This window comes from Pseudomonas brassicacearum, from assembly GCF_003732265.1.
Lineage (GTDB): Bacteria > Pseudomonadota > Gammaproteobacteria > Pseudomonadales > Pseudomonadaceae > Aquipseudomonas > Aquipseudomonas brassicacearum_D.
On sequence record NZ_MOBK01000014.1, the window covers coordinates 21,348 to 41,931 of the forward strand.

The 20,584-nt window shown below is 54.1% G+C and carries 22 protein-coding genes; 18 read left to right on the forward strand and 4 right to left on the reverse strand.

Translation table 11 applies throughout. The features are described 5' to 3' along the window. Nucleotides 1-88: 88 nt before the first annotated feature. Nucleotides 89-337, forward strand: a complete 249-nt coding sequence (locus tag BK660_RS27875; RefSeq protein ID WP_123436051.1) for a hypothetical protein — start codon at nt 89-91, stop codon at nt 335-337. 220 nt (nt 338-557) lie between these two features. Further along, complete coding sequence (locus BK660_RS27880) at nt 558-1,298, forward strand: hypothetical protein (RefSeq protein WP_123436052.1); 741 nt, start codon at nt 558-560, stop codon at nt 1,296-1,298. 39 nt (nt 1,299-1,337) lie between these two features. Here the strand turns inward: BK660_RS27880 and BK660_RS27885 are convergent, their stop codons facing one another. Then, nucleotides 1,338-2,141, reverse strand: a complete 804-nt coding sequence (locus BK660_RS27885; protein WP_123436053.1) for a hypothetical protein — start codon at nt 2,139-2,141, stop codon at nt 1,338-1,340. A 190-nt stretch (nt 2,142-2,331) separates the two neighbouring features. Further along, nucleotides 2,332-2,532 (reverse strand): YbdD/YjiX family protein, encoded by a 201-nt coding sequence (locus tag BK660_RS27890; protein WP_123436054.1) that lies wholly within the window; start codon nt 2,530-2,532, stop codon nt 2,332-2,334. A gap of 47 nt (nt 2,533-2,579) precedes the next feature. On the opposite strand from BK660_RS27890, the gene BK660_RS27895 reads away from it, so the two are divergent. From BK660_RS27895 to BK660_RS27970, 15 genes are all read left to right on the forward strand, one after another. Next, nucleotides 2,580-2,795 carry a hypothetical protein gene (locus BK660_RS27895; RefSeq protein WP_123436055.1) on the forward strand — a complete coding sequence of 72 codons (216 nt, stop codon included), beginning with the start codon at nt 2,580-2,582 and terminating at the stop codon, nt 2,793-2,795. 154 nt (nt 2,796-2,949) lie between these two features. Beyond that, complete coding sequence (locus tag BK660_RS27900) at nt 2,950-3,555, forward strand: SCO family protein (protein WP_123436056.1); 606 nt, start codon at nt 2,950-2,952, stop codon at nt 3,553-3,555. After that, nucleotides 3,555-4,028, forward strand: coding sequence for a copper chaperone PCu(A)C (locus tag BK660_RS27905; protein ID WP_123436057.1), 474 nt, complete (start codon nt 3,555-3,557; stop codon nt 4,026-4,028). The genes BK660_RS27900 and BK660_RS27905 overlap by 1 nt, the downstream gene beginning before the upstream one ends. A 122-nt stretch (nt 4,029-4,150) precedes the next feature. Then, nucleotides 4,151-4,576, forward strand: a complete 426-nt coding sequence (locus tag BK660_RS27910; protein WP_123436058.1) for a hypothetical protein — start codon at nt 4,151-4,153, stop codon at nt 4,574-4,576. A 143-nt stretch (nt 4,577-4,719) separates the two neighbouring features. Beyond that, nucleotides 4,720-6,066 (forward strand): flavin-containing monooxygenase, encoded by a 1,347-nt coding sequence (locus BK660_RS27915; RefSeq protein ID WP_404942961.1) that lies wholly within the window; start codon nt 4,720-4,722, stop codon nt 6,064-6,066. 20 nt (nt 6,067-6,086) lie between these two features. Continuing rightward, nucleotides 6,087-6,503, forward strand: coding sequence for a RidA family protein (locus tag BK660_RS27920; RefSeq protein WP_027925290.1), 417 nt, complete (start codon nt 6,087-6,089; stop codon nt 6,501-6,503). Nucleotides 6,504-6,668: 165 nt separating this feature from the next. After that, nucleotides 6,669-7,346 carry a DUF1028 domain-containing protein gene (locus BK660_RS27925; protein ID WP_123436060.1) on the forward strand — a complete coding sequence of 226 codons (678 nt, stop codon included), beginning with the start codon at nt 6,669-6,671 and terminating at the stop codon, nt 7,344-7,346. Next, nucleotides 7,343-8,491, forward strand: coding sequence for an acetylornithine deacetylase (argE, locus tag BK660_RS27930; protein WP_123436061.1), 1,149 nt, complete (start codon nt 7,343-7,345; stop codon nt 8,489-8,491). The genes BK660_RS27925 and argE overlap by 4 nt, the downstream gene beginning before the upstream one ends. Nucleotides 8,492-8,976: 485 nt before the next feature. Continuing rightward, a complete protein-coding gene (locus BK660_RS27940) occupies nt 8,977-10,392 on the forward strand; it encodes a purine-cytosine permease family protein (protein WP_123436063.1) in 1,416 nt (471 codons plus the stop codon). Nucleotides 10,393-10,563: 171 nt separating this feature from the next. Further along, complete coding sequence (locus BK660_RS27945) at nt 10,564-11,475, forward strand: phospholipase D-like domain-containing protein (RefSeq protein WP_148057469.1); 912 nt, start codon at nt 10,564-10,566, stop codon at nt 11,473-11,475. Nucleotides 11,476-11,482: 7 nt separating this feature from the next. After that, complete coding sequence (locus tag BK660_RS27950) at nt 11,483-12,259, forward strand: phospholipase D-like domain-containing protein (RefSeq protein ID WP_123436065.1); 777 nt, start codon at nt 11,483-11,485, stop codon at nt 12,257-12,259. Between the two features lie 174 nt (nt 12,260-12,433). Next, a complete protein-coding gene (locus BK660_RS27955) occupies nt 12,434-12,652 on the forward strand; it encodes a PLD nuclease N-terminal domain-containing protein (protein WP_123436066.1) in 219 nt (72 codons plus the stop codon). A 687-nt stretch (nt 12,653-13,339) separates the two neighbouring features. Then, complete coding sequence (locus tag BK660_RS27960) at nt 13,340-13,624, forward strand: fructose-bisphosphate aldolase (RefSeq protein WP_123436067.1); 285 nt, start codon at nt 13,340-13,342, stop codon at nt 13,622-13,624. A gap of 319 nt (nt 13,625-13,943) precedes the next feature. Next, nucleotides 13,944-14,642: an HNH endonuclease gene (locus BK660_RS27965; protein WP_123436068.1), complete on the forward strand. Its 699-nt coding sequence runs from the start codon at nt 13,944-13,946 to the stop codon at nt 14,640-14,642. A 2-nt stretch (nt 14,643-14,644) separates the two neighbouring features. Then, nucleotides 14,645-15,043, forward strand: a complete 399-nt coding sequence (locus BK660_RS27970) for a hypothetical protein (protein ID WP_123436069.1) — start codon at nt 14,645-14,647, stop codon at nt 15,041-15,043. A gap of 512 nt (nt 15,044-15,555) precedes the next feature. On the opposite strand, the gene BK660_RS33195 is transcribed toward BK660_RS27970, so the two are convergent. Next, nucleotides 15,556-16,254 (reverse strand): hypothetical protein, encoded by a 699-nt coding sequence (locus BK660_RS33195; RefSeq protein ID WP_259698542.1) that lies wholly within the window; start codon nt 16,252-16,254, stop codon nt 15,556-15,558. A gap of 464 nt (nt 16,255-16,718) precedes the next feature. Here BK660_RS33195 and BK660_RS27985 point away from each other — a divergent pair, with 464 nt between their 5' ends. Next, on the forward strand, nt 16,719-18,749 hold the full coding sequence (locus tag BK660_RS27985; RefSeq protein WP_148057470.1) for a hypothetical protein: 2,031 nt from the start codon (nt 16,719-16,721) through the stop codon (nt 18,747-18,749). 183 nt (nt 18,750-18,932) lie between these two features. On the opposite strand, the gene mauJ is transcribed toward BK660_RS27985, so the two are convergent. Next, on the reverse strand, nt 18,933-20,261 hold the full coding sequence (gene mauJ, locus BK660_RS27990) for a methylamine utilization protein MauJ (protein WP_148057471.1): 1,329 nt from the start codon (nt 20,259-20,261) through the stop codon (nt 18,933-18,935). Nucleotides 20,262-20,584: the final 323 nt, after the last annotated feature.

Here is a 20,584-nt window from a genome sequence, read left to right on the forward strand (position 1 = left end):
CGGCCAATAAAGTAGTGCCTTCGGTGTGCCGGCTCGGGTTTTCCGCCCGGCTGCCCGCCGATCCCCCCATCACGGAAGAGGTGACACCATGTATTTCGTCATTGTTGAAAAGAATCAAAGCAGCGTCCCATCGGAAGCCGATCTGAAAAAGGCCATGGTCGAGTCCGGCGGCAAGCCAGGTGAAGTGACCGGCGACAATGCCCGCCGAAAAATGACCTATATCGGCGAGGTCAGTCAGACGGTGTTCGAGAACAAGCTGATCGAGGTCGCCAAGGGTAAACGCACCAGCTGGAACTTCACCTTTGCTGACGCACCGGTGAGTGCGGCGGCGCACTGAGGCCACGGCGGGGCGGTCGAAGGGCCGCCCCGCTGTTGCATCGTTTGATACTCCGCCGTTACACACGCTGTTACCTGCCGGGCTGAAACCGGGTTGATGCGCCCTCTGACTGTAACGCCAAGACACTTCGCCGCCCCGCTCCGCCCGCCTAGAGTGAAGCCGTCAATGTGCCAATGAGCCATTGATTGCCCGACACACCACACCAAGGAATAGGGAAACCATGAGCAAATCCATTGCAGTAAGCGAGCAGCAACAAACACTTCATGACAACGTGCAGGCCGCCGTCAAATCGCTGCTGGCCGCGCCCACGGCCTTGAAAAGCACTGACTACAGCAAGGTCCTGATGTCGACGCTGGCGGCGACTCAAAAGTCGGTCAAAATCCAGATTGCCGCCGGCGACCTGACCACGCTGAAGCAATCAGGCTACAAGTTGTGTTTCGCCAAGAAGGTCGGTAACGAAGCCTTCAACGTGGTCTGGCAGTCCTATGTTCAATACCTGAGCAACAACACCTTCAGCTGGACCCCGCAGTATCAGCTGTTCGGTTCCAATACGTTCCAGGCCAACGTGCAAGTGGAAGTCTCGACCAACATCGTCACGATTGGTCTGGGTCAACAGTCAATACTCGACAATTCGGGGTTGATGGGCCCGGCGACGACCGGCGGCCCTGACACGGCGATCACTCTGATCAACAATTACGGCAACATCCACCCTGGCGTCAGCCAATTGTCCACCGGCATCGATGGCAAGCAGGTCAGCACGCCGATCTATGTGGCCTCCAACCCAGTGGTCCTCGGCTCCACGGCGCTGAACCCGGTCGAAACCATATTGGTATGGTTCGAACAGAACGTGCAGACCAGCACCATGTTCAGCACCTCGCGCTCTCAATCCGTCGAAATCGACCTGACGTTCGACAACAATGCCGCCCGCCTCTACTCCGGAGGCAGCTGGACCGTCGTGTAAAACCTGCATCCGGGGCAACCTTGCGGTTGCCCCCTCTACTCAGGCGTCACTGCCACCACGGGCGAAATACCCGGTCAATGAACGGCAGATCGACTCCGCCAGATCTTCCTGGGTGGCGATGCCGTAAGGTCGATTGCGATCAAACTGTTCTGACCAGCGAATCCGCCCCTGCGCGACATCAATCAGGCGCACAGAAGCCCGAACCCGGGTCGACTCAACCCGCACACTGCCCTCCAGCGAATAATGGCCGCGCCCGGCCCGCACCAGGTCCGAGGCTTTGACGCTGCTGCGCGGCACCTTCATCAATACGTGGTTGCCACGGTTTTGCGTCTGCTCGAACGATTCGAACAGCCTGCAGCTCAACTCTTCACACAAGCCCCGGGCAAAGTCGTCGCCGTCGCGAGTAATGCAGGTGAACGGCTGAATCTGCAACACCGGGTGGCGCGTCGCGATTGTTTTGGGCCGCAGCCGTTGACAGGCGAGGCGATAACATCCGGCCGGAATACTCAGGTGTACAGGGTCTTGCTGACCGCTGCTGGCGTAATGCGCCGCGAGTTTGCGGCGCAATCGCCCCACCTGCACGCGCACCACCGGATCGTCGCCGGTGCAGTAGATCGCCGGATCACGGTGAAACACCGCCAGGCCGATGGCGTGCTCGGTCAGTGCAATGTTCGGATGTTGAAGGTCATGATCGACCAGGAAGCGCAACAGGTCGCCCATCCGCCTGGACTTGGCAAACACCGGGCTGGCCAACAGTTGTGCCAACACCCGCTGCATTTCTTCACGATCCAGCGGCTCGGGAACACCCTCGGCACTCGAATTGCCAACGTGCTTGATCACCATTGCCTGCCTCCGTGCAGGTTACCGACAATCGCTCGCCACCTCTTTTGAGGTGGAATTGATACTGAAGTCGTACTCCTTGACCCTCTACAACGCCCCCGCAGGGGAAGGCTCGGACGCTGCAAGGTCGAAGCTTAGCAGCCGTAACGCAACGGCGAGGAGATTGTGCTGAACGCGGCGATCACGCAGGCGTTCAGCAGCAACGCGTGGTGCATTGCTTGCCGCCGTAGCGGGCTTCCTGGCGCTCACGCAGAAACATCGAATGGCTCAAGACGGGCTGGTCCGGGTATTTGAGCGCCATCAGGGCGACGTAGTTGTCGTAGTCGGGGACGCCGACCATCAAACGTGCGCCCTGGCTGAGGAATCGGGCGGCTTGTTGCAGTTTGCGGTACATGGCAATGGTCTCTTTGTGGTGGTGGGCAGCCCCATGAAACCGCACTTATGTATCTGCAATGTGTCCGCACCACCGCGACACCAGACTTCAACGCCGTCCCTGTAGCAGCTGACGAGCAGCGCGAGGCTGCGTTCGGCGGCGAAGTCGTCGTGAAATCAGACAATGCGGTGAATCAGGTACACCGCGTACTCAGGGTTTACGACGACTTCGTCGCCGAACGCAGCCTCGCGCTGCTCGTCAGCTGCTACAGGGATCGCGTCTGATCTGTAGTTTTTTGCTGGTTCTGGCTCTGTGCTGCCACCCGCGCCGGTCCGACAATGACCAGCAGACCGCTACAGTTTGTTAATATCCACGCGCTTTTTTCGTCTGATTCATCAGCCGCCCAAGATTTCACGTCGCTACACAGGATTTTCCCCCATGAGTACGTTGTATACCCGTCGCACTGTCCTGCGCGGCATGAGCCTGTTGAGCCTCGGCCTGCTGGCCGGTTGTGATGACAGCAGCAAGCTGTCGTTCAAGTACGGCAAGGACCTCAGCGACAAGATCATGGGCCGCACCTTCAAGCTCAAGGACGTCGATGGCGAAACCCGGATGCTGACCAGCTATCGCGGGATGATGCCGATGATTTTCTTCGGTTTCACCCAATGCCCGGCCGTGTGCCCGACCACCCTGGCCCGCGCCGCCCAGGCGAAAAAACTGATGGGCCGCGATGGCGAAAAGCTCCAGGTGATTTTCATCACCCTCGACCCTGAACGCGACACGCCGCAAATGCTCGACACATACGTCAAATCCTTCGACCCGACGTTCGAGGCACTGCACGGCACGCTGGAAGAAACCGCCGCCACCGCCAAGGAGTTCGGCGTGTTCTTCGAAAAAGTCCCGAACGGCGACAGCTACACCCTCTCCCACACCGCGACCAGTTACGTCTTCGACTCCCGGGGCAACTTGCGCCTGGGCCTGTCCGCGTCCCTTACCGCCCAAGAGTGCGCAGAAGACCTGCTCACCGTCATGGAGGTCTGCTAATGACTGCAACATCCTTCAAACGCATCAAACAACTGGCCTTGGGCCTGTCGCTGATTGGCCTGGCGTTCCAGGCCTCGGCGCAAACCGAAGTCCACGACGCCTGGGTCCGAGCGACCGTTGCCGGCCAACCGTCCACCGGCGCCTTCATGACCGTGCAAGCCGACAGCGACAGCACCCTGCTGAGCGTTCGGTCGCCGGTGGCAAAAACGGTACAGATTCACCAAATGAGCATGAAAGACGATGTGATGAAAATGGGCATGGTCGAGTCTGTCGCGCTGCCGGCCGGCAAGCCTGTGACCTTCGATCCCCACGGCTACCACGTGATGCTGATTGACCTGACCGCTCAGGTGAAGGAAGGCGATAAAGTCCCGCTGACCCTGACCGTGAAAAACGCCAAGGGCGAGCAGGAAACCATCGAAGTGCAAGCCGAAGCGCGGGCACTCGGCACGATGGATCACAGCAAGATGCACTAAGGCCCTGGCCTGATGGCTGCAGCGGATCAAAAATCGAATTGAACCCTGCGGCCCATCGCGTTTTCGAAATCCTATAGCGCCAAACTTCGACGAAGTCAGGCGCCATTGGAGAGGAAATCCCGATGAACACCCGACTTCTGCTTCTGATCGTTTGCCTGAGCCCTGCGCTGACCATGGCTGAAAGCTGTGACGTCCAGACCCGCTCCCAAAGCCCTTCCGTGCCGGTGGTTGAATCCCATAGCTGCTATGAGTACGACGGCATGCCGGTCAACGCCATCGACTGGTCGTGCAGCAACGAAAGCAAAGACATGCTGACCAGCACCAAGAAAAAGGTCGAGCAGTGCGACGACCACTACCAGGCCACGTGCATCGCCACGCTGAGCCAGGAATCCCTGGCTAACCCGCACTCCACCAGCAAAGACAAAAACAGCACCTCGCTGAACATCCCCGACAACGCCCAGGTCACGACGTACTACTACAGCGCCGAACACTTGAGCCAGGCAAAGATTGACTGCGAATCGGGCGGCGGACACTGGAAAGCGCACTAGCCATTCGACACGCCTCCCGCAAAACCCGCTGCCCAGGCGGGTTCGGGCGCTCTGCCTCAGTTATTTATACTCAAATGCCAGCTTAATAATATTTTACCGATACCAGGGTGATCCCTAGTCTTGACCCCAAGAGATGGCAGGCCATTAGCGACCTGAATCCCACTTCGAAGGGTAAAGAGATGATCACAGAAAAAACAAAAACAGACACGCTGATCGTTGGCGCCGGTCAGGCTGGCGTGGCCATGAGTGAACACCTGAGCAAACTCGGCGTGCCGCACCTGGTGCTGGAGCGCAACCGCATTGCCGAGCGCTGGCGCACCGGGCGTTGGGATTCGCTGGTGGCCAATGGTCCGGCGTGGCACGACCGTTTTCCGGGCATGGAATTCGATGACCTGAGCCCCGACGGCTTCGCCCCGAAAGAACGTGTCGCCGATTACTTCGAAGCCTACGCAAAGAAATTCAACGCCCCGGTGCGCACCGGCGTGGACGTGCTGAGCGTCACACGCAATGTCGGCCGCCCAGGCTTCACCATTGAAACCTCCGACGGCGTAATCGAGGCCAACCGCGTGGTGGCGGCCACCGGGCCGTTCCAGAAACCGGTTATCCCGCCGATCGCACCTAAAGATCAGCCGTTCATTCAGATCCACTCGGCGGAGTACCGCAATCCCGAGCAACTGCCGGAAGGCGCTGTGCTGGTGGTCGGCGCCGGTTCGTCGGGGGTGCAGATCGCCGATGAATTGCAGCGCTCGGGCAAGCAGGTTTACCTCTCGGTCGGCGCCCACGACCGCCCGCCTCGCGCTTATCGCAACCGGGATTTCTGCTGGTGGCTGGGCGTGCTCGGCGAGTGGGATCAGGCGGCGATGAAACCCGGTCGGGAACACGTGACCATCGCGGTCAGCGGTGCCCATGGCGGCAAGACCGTCGACTTCCGTGGCCTTGCCCATCGCGGCATGACCCTGGTCGGCCTGACCCAATCGTTCAATGGCGCCATGGCGACGTTCCAGCCGAACCTGGCCGAGAACCTGGCACGCGGTGATGAGAACTACCTGGCCCTGCTCAACGCCGCCGACGCTTACATCGAACGCAACGGCCTGGACCTGCCGGAAGAACCTGAAGCGCGTATTACCTTCCCTGATCCAGCGTGCGTGACCCATCCGATTCTTGAGCTCGACCTGGTCAAGGCCGGCGTGACTTCGATCATCTGGGCCACCGGTTTTGCCACCGATTACAGCTGGCTGAAGGTGGGTGCGTTCGACGATAACGGCAAGCCGCAGCATCAGCGTGGCGTGTCGAGCGAGCCCGGTGTGTATTTCCTCGGTTTGCCGTGGCAGTCGCGTCGTGGATCGTCGTTCATCTGGGGCGTTTGGCACGACGCGAAATATGTGGCTGATCACATCGCCATCCAGCGTTCGTACCTCGACTACCACGTTGCGGCGCAGCGTCAGGCTGAAGCCATGCCGGTCGCCCACAAAACCACTGTCAGCGCTTAAGACTTTTTCAGGAGCTTCACATGGCCACGCCAACCCACACCCGTATTCGCATGTTCAACACCAAGGAAACCTACCCGAACCAGAGCCTGGACAATGATTTGTGCCAAGCCGTGCGGGCCGGTAATACCGTTTATGTTCGCGGCCAGGTTGGCACCGATTTCGAAGGCAAACTGGTGGGGCTGGGCGACCCGCGTGCGCAGGCCGAGCAGGCGATGCGCAATGTTAAACAGTTGCTGGAAGAGGCTGGGAGTGACCTGAGTCACATCGTCAAAACCACGACTTACCTGATTGACCCCCGGTATCGCGAGCCGGTTTATCAGGAAGTGGGCAAGTGGCTGAAGGGTGTGTTTCCGATTTCGACCGGGTTGGTGGTGTCGGCGCTGGGGCAGCCGCAGTGGTTGATGGAGATTGATGTGATTGCGGTGATTCCTGAGTAAGGAAGTAGACCGAGTCGCGGCCTTCGCGAGCAAGCCCGCTCCCACACTCGATTTGTGTCGTACACAAATTTTGTGTCCACAGGAGATCAAATGTGGGAGCGGGCTTGCTCGCGAAGAGGCCCGCCCAGACGACCACTTTGCCAAGGCAAACCAAGGAGCAAAACCATGACCTTCTCCATCGCCGCCCGTTGCCCCGAAACCGGTCAGTTCGGCATCGCGATCAGTTCCTCCAGCATCGCCGTCGGCGCCCGTTGCCCGTGGCTGCTGCCGGGTGTCGGCGCGGTCTCGACGCAAAACATCACCCTGCCCTCACTCGGCCCCGAAACCCTCGCCCTGATGGAACAAGGCCTCGCACCGGCCGAGGCGCTGGACAAAGTCCTGACCCGCAACGGCTACAGCCAATACCGGCAAATCACCGCCATCGACCACCTCGGCCGCACCGCGCATTTCAGCGGCGCACAAACCCTGGGTAACCACAACGCCGTGTCCGGCGAACACTGTGTGGCGGCCGGCAACATGCTCGCGGAGCGCTCGGTGATCGAGGCGATGGTCGAAGCGTTCGAGCACGGCGAAGGTCAACTGGCCGACCGCTTGCTCGCCGCGATGAAAGCCGCGATTGCCGCCGGCGGTGAAGCCGGGCCAGTGCATTCGGCGGCGATGATCGTCGTGGGTGAATTGACCTGGCCAATCATCAACCTGCGGGTCGACTGGGCCGACGAAAACCCTATCGGTGAGCTCGAGAAATTGTGGGACGCCTATCGCCCACAGGTTCAGGACTACATCGACCGCGCCCTCGCCCCGGACAAATCCCCTGGCTACGGCGTCGCCGGAGACGACCGATGAGCCACAGCCGCGAGTTTTTGCAAACGCTGGTGGCGTTCGACACCACCAGCCGCGAGTCCAACCTGCACCTGATCGAGTTCGTCCGCGACTACCTCGCGGGCTTCGATGTGCCGTGCGAACTGGTCTACAACGAGCAACGCAGCAAAGCGAATCTGTTCGCCACGATTGGCCCGGTGGATGTGCCGGGCATCGTGCTGTCGGGGCACACCGATGTGGTCCCCGTCGACGGTCAGCCGTGGACCGTTGCGCCGTTCGAACTCACCGAGCGCGACGGCAAACTCTACGGTCGCGGCACGGCGGACATGAAAGGCTACATCGCCTGCGTGCTGGCCTTGGTGCCGTCGCTGGTGAAGGCCACGCTGCGCATGCCGGTGCACATCGCGCTGTCTTATGATGAAGAAGTCGGCTGCCTGGGCGTGCGTTCGCTGCTGGCGGAACTGGAACAGCGTCCGGTCAAACCGATGCTGTGCATCATTGGCGAACCGACCGAGCTGAAACCGGTGCTCGGGCATAAAGGCAAACTGGCGATGCGTTGCGATGTTCACGGGCAAGCCTGTCATTCGGCGTACGCGCCGCTGGGGGTCAACGCGATTGAATACGCCGCTGAATTGATCGGTGAACTGGGGCGGATTGGTCAGCGACTGAAGGCGCCGAAGCTTCACGATGCGCGGTTCGATCCGCCGTTCAGCACGGTGCAAACCGGGGTGATTTCGGGTGGCAAGGCGTTGAACATCGTCCCCGCCGATTGCCGCTTCGACTTCGAAATCCGTGCCCTGCCCTCGTTTGATCCCAATGATGTGGTGCAGGAATTGAAGGTCTATGCCGAGCAACAGGTTCTCCCGCGCATGCGTGCCGTGAGTGAGCAGAGTGAGATCCGCTTCAGCGAGTTGTCGGCGTACCCCGGTCTAGTGACGGATGCGCACAGTGAAGCTGCTGAGTTGATCGCCGCTTTTTCCGGTTCCAGGGAGTTCGGCACCGTGGCGTTCGGCACCGAGGGCGGCCTGTTCGACGCAGCAGGCATCCCCACCGTCGTCTGCGGCCCCGGCAGCATGGACCAAGGCCACAAACCCGACGAATTCGTCAGCCTCCAACAACTCACCGCGTGCGATGCGATGCTGCAACGGATGCTGCAATCGATCAGCTGAATCGCAATTCCACATACACCCCCCCCTGTGGGAGCGGGCTTGCTCGCGAAGAGGCCGTGTCAGCCAATATCAATGCAGCTGACCCACCGCTTTCGCGAGCAAGCCCGCTCCCACAATTTTGCATTCACAACGATCCCCTTGTAGCAGCTGGCGAAGCCTGCGTCCGGCTGCGCAGCAGTCGCAAAACTTGACGACTCGGTGCATCCGGAAAGACCGCGTGCGCAGGGTTTACGACTGCTTCGCAGCCGAACGCAGGTTTCGCCAGCTGCTACAGGTTGCGCGATGCTTTGACGATCCCGATCCCCTGTACGCCCACAGATTTCCAGCGACCAACCGACATACATTTTTTAACGTCTATACCCACAATCTTACTAATTTATCTCTCCCCGCCCACCGCCCATCATCAACTCCAACAAGAAAAGCGCAGCCCTCGTGCGGCGCTCACCGAAGTACGTCCACGTACTCACATTGCCTTGGAGTTCGTCATGGTTACCGCTGCAACAACCTCCGCCCCGCTCATTGAAAAACACACCATCGGCTACGTGCCGCCCGAAGATCGTCACGGCAAAACCCGTGACCTGTTCACCCTCTGGTTCGGCGGCAACATCGCGCCGCTGCCCATCGTCACCGGCGCCCTCGGCGTGCAAATGTTCCACCTGAACCTGGTGTGGGGCATCGTCGCCATCCTCGTCGGCCACCTGGTTGGCGGCGTGCTGATGGCGCTGCACTCGGCGCAAGGCCCGCAGATGGGCATCCCGCAAATGATCCAGAGCCGTGCCCAGTTCGGCTCCCTCGGCGCGTTGCTGGTGGTACTGATTGCCGGCGTCATGTACATCGGTTTCTTCGCCTCCAACATCGTCCTCGCCGGCAAGTCCCTGCACGGCGTGGTCGACAGCGTGCCGGTGCCGGTCGGCATCGTCATCGGCGCCCTCGGTTCCGGCATCATCGGCATCATCGGCTACCGCTTCATCCACGTGCTCAACCGCATCGGCACCTGGGTGCTCGGCGCCGGTATCGTGCTCGGCTTCGGCTACATCTTCACCCACGTACAAACCGCCGACTTCCTCACTCGCGGCAGCTTCAACCTGTCCGGCTGGCTCGCCACCGTGTCGCTCGCCGCGCTCTGGCAAATCGCCTTCGCGCCGTACGTCTCCGACTACTCGCGCTACCTGCCCGCCAACGTCCCCGTCGCCGCCACGTTCTGGACCACCTACCTGGGCACCGTGCTCGGCTCCAGTCTCTCGTTCATCTTCGGCGCCGTCGCCGTCCTCGCCACGCCGGTCGGCATGGACACCATGGATGCCGTCAAACTCGCCACCGGCTCCATCGGCCCGCTGATGCTCGTGCTGTTCCTGCTCAGCGTCATCAGCCACAACGCCCTCAACCTCTACGGCGCCGTGCTGTCGCTGATCACCCTGGTGCAAACCTTCGCCTACCGCTGGATCCCCACCGCCAAAAGCCGTGCCGTGCTCTCGGTCATCGTCCTCGCCGCGTGCTGCTTCGCCGCCGTCGGCGCCTCCGCCAACTTCATCGGCCACTTCGTCGACATGGTGCTGGTGCTGCTCGTAGTGCTGGTGCCGTGGACCGCGATCAACCTGATCGACTTCTATGCGATTCACAAAGGTCAGTACGATATTGGTTCGATCTTCAAGGTCGACGGCGGGATCTACGGCCGGTACAACCCGCAGGCACTGTTGGCCTACGCGATTGGCATCATCGTGCAGATACCGTTCATGAACACGCCGCTGTATGTCGGGCCTATTTCCGAACACATCAACGGCGCAGACTTGTCGTGGATAGTCGGCCTGCTGATCACCTCACCGCTCTACTACTGGCTGGCCAACCGCGACAGCGCGTACAAGCGTCGCCTATCGACAGGAAAACTCGCCAACAGTATGTAAACCGCTAGACGCCGAGGGCAGACCACGACGTGCTCTGCCCTCCTCGCCATACAAATGTCACGAAGCCATCGCCGACTTGCTCTACGCTGAATCAGGCCAGATAACCTCGCGTCACACACTCGAGTACTTACCATGACTGATTTCATCGCAAGGACGATCGACGGATTCACCATGAAACTTTGGCGCGGCGAGCGCACCTGCCTGATCGGCTTCGACGTCGAAGCCCCCGCCGCAACCTTCGTCGGGTTTGCCATTGAGTGCAAATTCCCCGGCGCCGCGGACTTCACCCCCCTGCCCAATCGCATCGCCTTCGAGTACGACAAACCCACCGCAGAAGCCGTCAGCGGCGCGCGCAAGTTCTCGTCGCTCACCGCACCGTTCCAGAAATTTCGCTGGATTCACTTTCCCCACGAATCCGGGCACGGCACGTTCGTCTACCGGGGCACCCTGATGCACATGCCCGCAGACGGCCAACTGGTTGCCGGCACGTCCATTGAACTGACGATTGATTTGGACCCCGTCAGCTACGAAGGCATCGTCGATATCGGCTTTACCCGCGGCTTCACCTCTTCCCAGGCGTTTGTTGATCGCGTGCCCAAAGGCATGAACGTCAATGAATACGGGAAGAGCCTGATTCCATCGAAGACCGAAGACAGTCTCGACCACAAGAAAACCGACCCGGCAATCTATGAGTGGCTGGGTTTTGAAGCCGTCGACATGATCTTCGGCTTGCTCAACGAAGTCCTTGAGGACAAGACCACCACGCTCGATGTGCTCGCCTATGACCTCAACGAGCCCGACATTGTCGGTTCATTCGAAAAACTCGGCAGTCGTCTGCGAATCATCATCGACGACGCGGGCGATCACCACGCACCTACCAGCTGCGAGACAAGAGCCGCCATCCGCCTGGCCGCATCCGCTGGCGCGGCCAACGTCCACCGCACTCATTTCAAAGGGCTGCAACACCATAAAGTGCTCATCGCCCGTCGCAATGGCGTGCCCTACAAAGTCCTGTGCGGTTCCACCAACTTCAGCTTTCGCGGCTGCTACGTCCAAAAACAACAATGCGCTGCTGTTCTCTGAACCGGCGGTGGCCGCGCTATTCGGTCAAGTCTTCGACGCCTCTTTCGCAGACCCGGACCACTTCGCCGCCAGCGACCTGGCCAAGAAATGGCACGTCATCGAAACCCAAGGCCCGCGCCTGCACTTCTGTTTTTCACCCCACGAAAGCGCAAACCTCTCACTTGGCCCGTTAGGCGGCGCAATCGACCAAGCCACGAGTTCGGTGCTGTTCAACATCGCCTTCCTCAACCAAATCGTTTCGGGCCCCACATTCGATTCAATCACCCGCCTCTATAAACGGCCGATCTTCAGCTATGGCGTCAGCGACAAACCCTCGGGCATGAACGTGACCAAGCCCGATGGCACCTCGGCTGAAGTCGATTTCGAATACTTGGCCAAGAACGCACCGGAACCCTTCCGCAGCGAATGGGCAGGCGGCAGCGGCGTCTCCGTGCACAACAAATTCGTGGTCACCGACTTCAACCTGCCCAGCGCCAAAGTCTTCACCGGCTCCTCGAACCTCTCCGTTGCCGGTGAAGAACACAACGGCGACCACCTGATCCTGATCGAAGATCGCCGAATTGCGCTGGCCTACGCCATTGAAGCGCTGCTGGTGTTCGATCACCTGCACTTTCGCACCGACATGAAAAAAGCCTTCGAACCGGCCGCTGGAGGCGTTGCCGGACACCCGCCACCCATGACGCTGCGCAAACCCACCGCCATCACCGGCCAGCCCGCCTGGTTTGAGGATTACTACGTCCAGGGTTCACAGAAAGAACGAGACCGGCAGTTGTTCTCTCACTGACGACAAGCGCTGGCCTGTAAACCTGTGGGAGCGAGCCTGCTCGTGATGACGCACTGACAGCCAATATCCATTTGCCTGACAGCCAGCCACCGCGAGCAACGTCTCGTCTCCCGAAATTTAATGAACCCTGCCGACCACCACCCGCCTAACGAAACACTATCTGGAGGGTGACCCATGCAAATCGAAACAATCTGGATCGTACTGACAGCCGTTCTGTTGCTGATCGAGTTGTGGGCGATCAACCGGGTGCGCAAAGCCCAGGGCAAGTCGAGCAACAAACTGTTATGGATCGTGATGATCGTGTTTGTGCCACTGTTTGGGGTGATCGCGTGGGCAGTCGCGGGACCGAAACACACCGAACACAACCCGCATGCGCCGCAGGCTGGGCAATGACGTCGGAGCGTTTGCGCTAAAGATCTGGAAACTGCGCGTGATTCCAAACAACAAAGCCCAGACAACCTGAGCTTTGTTGTCCCCCCAACCACAAGCCCTCTGTAGGAGCTGTCGAGTGAAACGAGGCTGCGATCTCTTGATCCCGACGTCCGAATTTCGCGTAGGAAACAACCCTCTACACCGAAGGACCTAACCCCCCTCACCCGAAGACCGCACCCCACTCCCTACAAAGCGCTTAAACAACACCAAATCCCGTAACAACCAGCGAAGCCTGCGTACGCCTGCGCTTCCGCCGTAATCCCGGCGCGGACGGCTCTGGTGACACTAAACACGTAGTGATTTCACGTCTGCTATTCAGTTGGATGCTGCCTGGGACACAAGCGGGAAACCCGGTTTTGCGTCCTACACGGCCGTTTGCAGGCGGTAAAAACGATGCCTATATTCGACCCGTCGCTGACCGCAGTTAGCGATAGGGTTTCGCAGCCCTGAAGAAGACGACACACCGCTAAATGACAACTGTGGCAAACTTCGCCACCGTAACGTTTTATGGCGGCTGTGTGTGGGAGACCTTCGGGTCTGCCGGTTCTTTTGGTTCTTCTCCCGGTCTGCGAACCCGCACATAGCTGCCACCCATTTGTTTCGCAGCAGAAAGGTGGCGCTTCATAATCCATTGAAGAGCTCATCCTTATGTCCACAAATACTCCGCCCCGCCGCTTCACCCCCATGTCCCAACTCGCCACCGAATACCCCGTCCTGCTCATCGACTACGACGCTCCACTGCGCGAACTCCACAACTGCGTCAGCGAACGCCTCAACGCCGTCCTCAAATACCTCAACCTCATGGCCTGCACCAGCCTCCCCGACTACGCCGAACACGACATCAACACCGTCACCAACATCGCCCGGATTCTGGTTCAGGATGTGAGCGATGTGTTCCGGGTGATTGAGCAGCGTGGGTTTGATGTGCCTTAGGACCAGTGACTGCATTTGGCCGAAAAAAAACCGCATTACTGCGGTTTTTTCTGCCTCCCGGAAACCGAGTAACATTGTCAATAGCGTCAATACATCGATGTAAGTCCACCCAAACGCATGCGCAGGAACGACCACACTAGCCAATGTTCAAATTTGGTCACGCCCTCTTCCACTGTCGTAAGCTTGGTGGCACTCTGCCAACCCATAGGTAGGCTATCGAGCTATGAACACAACTCATCCCACCTAAAGATCAGCCCCCATGTTTTCTTAAGTCCATGAAACCAAACAAAGCGATCAAAAAACTGGAGCTATCAGCAACATGGCAATAACGGAAAAATCAATAAAATTATTATGGTCAAATGCAGCCGGCCGATGTTCCTTTACTGATTGTGATGAACGGCTAACAGTAGAGCAAGCAGCTAGTTCAGCTCCTCATACACTCGGAGAGATGGCCCATATCAAGGGCAAAAACACAGGTTCAAATCGGTATGATGAGCATCAAACTGATATGCAGAGAGATGGCTACGAAAATCTGATCTTATTGTGTCCGAACCACCATACGTTGATAGACAAAGCAGAAAACGAAGAAAAATATTCTGTTGAAATGCTTTTGGAAATGAAAATCCTTCATGAAGCCTGCATCTCAAGCCGATTAACCTCAGTGAACATTACTAACATTGAGGATCTAAAAACTGAGATTTCTATTTGTTTGGCAGAAAATCGCCAAGCATGGCTTCAATATGGACCACTTTCAGAAAACGCCCAAAAAAGTCCGAATAACGAAAAGCTTTACGCACTATGGCTTTCTGAGCGACTAACAACCATCGTTCCCAACAACAGAGTAGTTACTAAACTTATTAATAAGCATAGAAAACTATTCCACAGATCAAACCAGCACATTATTAGCCAATTCCTGTCGCATGCAACGAGCTACGAAAAATGGGTGAATGATGAAGTTCCATATCAAGCTGTACTACGTTTTCCAATAGAGTTTGAAAATTTAATCATGGAGGGCTGAATATGGCGGCTAAAAACAAAGATTTTCCTTGGATGAGTCACTCCCGCGAATACCAATTCTTCGAAGATAGAATGCATTCACATAGCAAGGTTTCAGCAGTCAGCAAAGTCAACGGTGGACTTTACGACATCACACTAAAAAACGGGCAGAAATTAAGAACTTTTATTTGCGAATGCTACAGCTATGGCTTAGCCGAATACTACGAATCAGTCCAAAACCTAGGCCAGTTAGATATTATAGTGATAAATTCCAACTGGTGTGGTTACTCCATGGAAGCAAAACTTCATTGCCAAGAGATAAAAGTTGGACTTTTCGATATTCGCGGATTGATGGCTGCGTTAAATCAGCCCAAACACTGGGAATACCTAACGCAATACGAAAGGGAAAACCTCAACAATTGAAACCAATCTCTAACGAAGTATTAAGAGTTTACGGATTTGGTTCTTACTTTAATGGAAGCATGAAATTTAATGATATTGACATATTGATAATTCACGAAAAAGCGGAATATGATTCATGTCAGCTCGCCATTCTGTGCAAGCAGAAGCTTCGCTCAAACATTGAAAATTCCGACGTAATCATTCTTTCCAAGCCCGAAGAAGTGCAACACTCATTTATTACGAAGAGTAATGCGAAAAAAATCGGAACTATTTGTGCTCGTTCGATAGAAGAAGACATCAATTGTATTACAAAAAAAATATCCGAAAACAACAAATCAAACTAACTTTAAGCATCTAGACCAAAAGAGGTGACAGACGTACTTATTTAAATAAATCTGCCACCTTTCTTGTGTCAATTTTTAGTAAAAAAGAGACACATCTATCACCTTACTTCTGAATTGTTTCCGAAATCGACAAAGCTCCAATGCACGTCGCCCCGCAAAAAACATTTACACAGACCATACCTGCTTTATTTAGACTATTTCAACTTTAAGTGAAACACATGACTCTATCTGCTGCACGATTTTGGTTGGCGCAATCATAAACAACAGCATCTCCACCATGTATAGCTTACCGCTTTCTCCAAAGACCGATTTTGCCAATTGAACTAGCAATTTACAATAATCGTGATAAGCATTTATATATGACCGATAAGTTACGTCACGCTTGCTTAACCTAAATATAGTTTGTATATCATATTTGGCAATTTCACCACCACGACCAGCGGGCTGAGGAAAAAGCTCTGGCTTTTCAGTGTGGTTAAACAGCAACCAATTTAACGTATATATTGCACGCGAATCATAGATTGCAAATCTGTCAGGATGTATAAATGACGCCACCTTAGAAAGCGAAGAAATACAATCAAAGTTGAATTTCGTGAGTCTCTCACCTTCAACCTCGGTCAAGAATTTTAATATTCGTTTGTTATTTTTCTCATGCTGTTTAAAAGAACCAATTCCGCCCCATATCTGAATCAACCAATAGTGATTATCAAGGCTTTTATCGCTCAGGATTGCATGGCTACAATTTTCTTTAAGATACACATTCCTTGAATATTGATCGACGATATCGTCTGGGATGTAAAACGGGCAATTTTCGGGTACTTTCCACTCAAACTTATTTATAGGATTTTCAACCGATAGTTGTTTAATAATTTTTTCCAATCTATCCACGCTTTTATCCATCCCCTTTTTTCTTTCTATACCGACTCGACATCTGCTGCGCGAATCCGTTTGGTGACTGCCGGCGAAACAAAAAAGGCCGAGAGCAGCCCTCCACGAAGGACCGCTATGGGTCGATAGTCACGAAGGGCTGCTGTCGGCCAGAAGCGGACATTCGAAAACGTCTACGAATCTAGGGTCGACTCATTTCCCCTCAAAACAGATGACTCAAAAGCATCGTCCCACTCCCTTCTCGCCACCACCCTCGCCTTGTCGTTTTCCTGATATGAATCTCAAAGGAGCGAGAGCCACTCTCCAGTGCCTGCTGATATGGTGGCATTCTGCTAGAGTGGTCGGCAAGCAGTAAAAGGTCATGGCAGCCACCCGATTCTGTATAAAAAACCGCATGATCTACGATTACGTAATTTGTTCTTAAACAATTATAAATCTACAACTCAATAACTAGAGAAGTCAAATTGCAGAGTTTCAAAGAAAAAGTCAGAGCTAAAACAATTCTTGGCCCTACTGAACGAAAGTTCACAATGGCGTCATGGCAAAAGGCGTGGGAAAACGAAAAGACTCATAGCGCTGAAGATCAACATTTGTTTGAGGGAGGTGAAATTTTTCATGTGATATTCAGCGAAATTAGAACGAAGCTCGGCTCCCTTTACAACGACGAGGCTCCTGCAATATCTCAATCCATGCACCTTGAACTGCTTAGTGCAATTTCCAATCGAGATGTATCAGTACTAAAAAGAATACAGAAAACAGGTCCAAGGACCGGGCAAAGTATTCACAGTGTTTCAAGCAAAGCTAATCGATTTGGGATCGAGATATCTTTAGAAGAAATTGCTCACGGTGCTGTTGATGGGTTTGAGCTCGCCATTCTGGAAAGCTTCAAAGCACTCAAAAACAATCCAATGATTTCACCTGGAAAAAATCCTATTTCCGTGCTGGACTTCGTTAAAATGGAAGCCGACCTTTCTCAATTATACGGAATGTACGATCAGTACTGGAAAGCTCTTTTATGGGGTGATTACGAGTTCGCTCTATGCGGTAAAAGCAGTAATGTTTATGAGATCCGCCAGCTACCCACTGATAGGGAGGTATCTTACGAGCTAACAAGCGTGCGCAAAAATAGACTCGCCATGCAGTCTATAATGCTTCACAACGATCCCATGATAATTAAACTTAATGACCATGATTCGTACATTGTACCAGTGGGCTCAGGAAAGAAAAAAACGCTCAATGCCTCTTCATTGAAGCATGCGTCCGATGATATTAGGTTTTTCAACTCGAAAATTCAAAGCGAGATACTAAGTCTCGCTGACAGCTTCCCAAACAGCCTCATCGAGGCCCGATTACCTGCCGGTTTCTCAATCAAGGAGGCTTTGGATGTTTTTAGACTTCTTATATTGTTATCCAAACAGTTCGAAAGTAAATACCCTGCAGATGACAGTGTATACAATCACAAAAAGCTGACAGAATTCAGCTCCAAAGCCAGGAAGCAGGACTTGCTACTGGCCATCATCAAAGCCTCGGGAATTAAACACCCCAAAGCCAAGCTAATATTAGATTTCATCATTCTTAACGATCATACCAGAGATCTATGGAGCCATCCGATTCTGGAAGTCTCACGCGACAAATTGATTTTTTTAACCAGTGCCTTATCAACCCCTATTCTAGTTCGAGTTGTTGAACATTGGCTTGCTGAACTTGCTGTGAAACTCACAGTTAAAGGTACGCATTACGAAGAGATCTCTTTGAGTGAAATAAATGAAGATTTGCGCTCTAATAAATTTCTGCCTCATTCTATTTCAGCATTTTCAAAGCGATTAAAACTTAAATCAGGTGCTGAAGAGGAGATTGATTTAATTTTAAACCTTGGCAGCGTAATCGTAATTGGCGAGGCTAAGTCAATTGTCACTACAGACTCATCCATCTCCTATTTTCGCACTTATGACACTCTAAAAGGGGCTGCCGACCAAGCGAGAAGAAAATCTATTTTCTTCGAAAGCAACATCCAAGAACTTTTTGATGCCTTTGGCTGGAACTATGACTCAAGCATCCAATATCAAATTCTTCCAGTAGTATTGAACAGTAACAAAATCCATTCTGGCTTCCCCATTAATGGCATTCCAGTTGTGGACGAGCAAATTTTCTCAAGATATTTTAGCGCAAATACATTCCCACTGATTACGGTCAAGCGCGACGATGGACTCCGTCATGTGGGATGGTTCAAGTTATACGAAAATTACGAACAACTTCAAAACAACTTCAGTTCCTATCTGATGCACCCACCACAACTTTCAGAAGGTCGTGAAAGCCTTGTTTATAAAACGATGGAAACCCCACAACTCAGTAACTCCTCAGCAAAAATACTGTACAAAAGGATGGTCCCTGGCAACTTCCCAATAGAGCGTAAAATTTACAAGCGCTACCCGTTACCCCTTCATGTAAGCGAGGATGTAATGACACGCTTGATGGAAATGGCTACTGTCATTTAGTGTGCAGAAATAGTAAGGATCAATCGAAAGGGGCCAGATTTATATTTAAGATAATAAACCCGTCCCCTTTTTGTACTTTTTGCGCCATTGCAGTCAGTCGCAAGTGCCACAATCGACCCGATACGGGGTGCTGTTGGACTTTTGTCAGCCAAGTAGTGACCGACGATCGCTGCGCCACTAAATTCACACATTTCCCCCGCCGTTTTCTCGCCGGAATTTTTCAATCACTTCGTCAATTGCTTTGTCAGGATCAGGAGGAATAATGTTCACTGGGATAACGACTTCACAGTCAATCGGCTCGATATTTCCACATGTCAGTTCTGCCACCCCATTGCCTAGCACCTTGTAGAAGAATGTCGCATAAGCTCTTACGTCCTCTTCGTTCGGTGAATACTCAGCATACAGTAGCCCTCCATCCTCAAGATTCGTATGGACACGACCACTTCGATAGTCGAGAAAGAAAATTAGCAGGACCGTTTTTCGTTCATTTATAAGAACTATTTTGACCACGCCGTCTTGCACAGCATCGACGTGCATCGTCATGTTTTCAAGTCCAGGAATCGGCCCGTCCGGCCACAACCCAACGGAGACCAACTGACCTTGCAATCCATCTACACTCTCTGGCGTCAGGCCGCTCATCAAGGTCTCTAGCGTGGTCTCGGGCAGCATAGGATTCCACGGCGCAATACGATTCCTGGATCTGTACAATGAGCGCGAGTCGGGCACTTTCAGTTCATCACGAATATATATACGAGCTAGTTCCTCCATAATCACTAAATCTGACGAAAGACGCCGTCTATCTGAGGGAATATCGGGGTCAACAATTTCACCTTCCAGGGACGCGTGAGCAACTGCACATCGTCCGCTATCGTAGAGATGGCGGCTGACATCGACTCCCTCACTGCGCAATTCTGCTACTCGTTTCGCCGCTCGATCTGTAAGCTTTTCTATATTCTCTTTGATCCAAGTGACTTTCTTCTTTCCCTCCGAAAACTGGGACTCAATTACCTTGTAGAAGCTGAGGAAAGCATAACTGTCATGTACTTCGTCGAGTCTCTTACCTTCACGCCAAAATGCTAGTGCCTTGCGTATATTTTCTTGATCGATGATCGGCATGTGATTGCAATTGAACGATCTCGTTCCTGCTATACCCAACGAAGAAAAAACTGTTCTTGGATTGCCATACAAATTTGCATGAGTACCCCAAATGTATCCAGATACTTCAACATACCCTCCTAGGAACCAACTCAGGATTGATGTAAAACGATAAACTTTCGTTATCGCTTCATCAGGGTTGTTGTCATCGCATGCAACCGTGATCCCTGGCGGGGAGGGTCTTTCACCCTGTGAGCTTCCGCGAAGAAAGTACTCGTCACCGGCGTATTGCACGCAGACGTCTAATGAAGGCCATGCAATGGAGGAAGCCACACCCGCCGTCAACCATCCCATTCGGCTAGTAAGCTTCCGCATCACCTCGTCACCGAAAGTATGTAAAACGTATGGCGTTTGCATGCACTTCCCCCTGAATCAAATATTCGAAAACACTCTAGAGAATAGACTCATGTCATTAGGGTGCGGGCATCGGGGTTTATCCCTCCAGGCCGACCTGAATCCCTCCTCCTTGGTAGACGCTGAATGACTGCATTTGGCTGCCGATTCCTGCCCGTCATGACAGGCAGTAGTCGACCCTTGGCAGCCGTTCGAGCGGCCGGATGCGTGGTGCAGTTATGAAATGAAGCCCATTTACTTTGAAAAACCCTGTACCGCGGTTTTCATTGGCAGTGGTGTCGACCGCAGACGCGGCCTTCGGCAACTGCCACAGGATGGCGTCTATT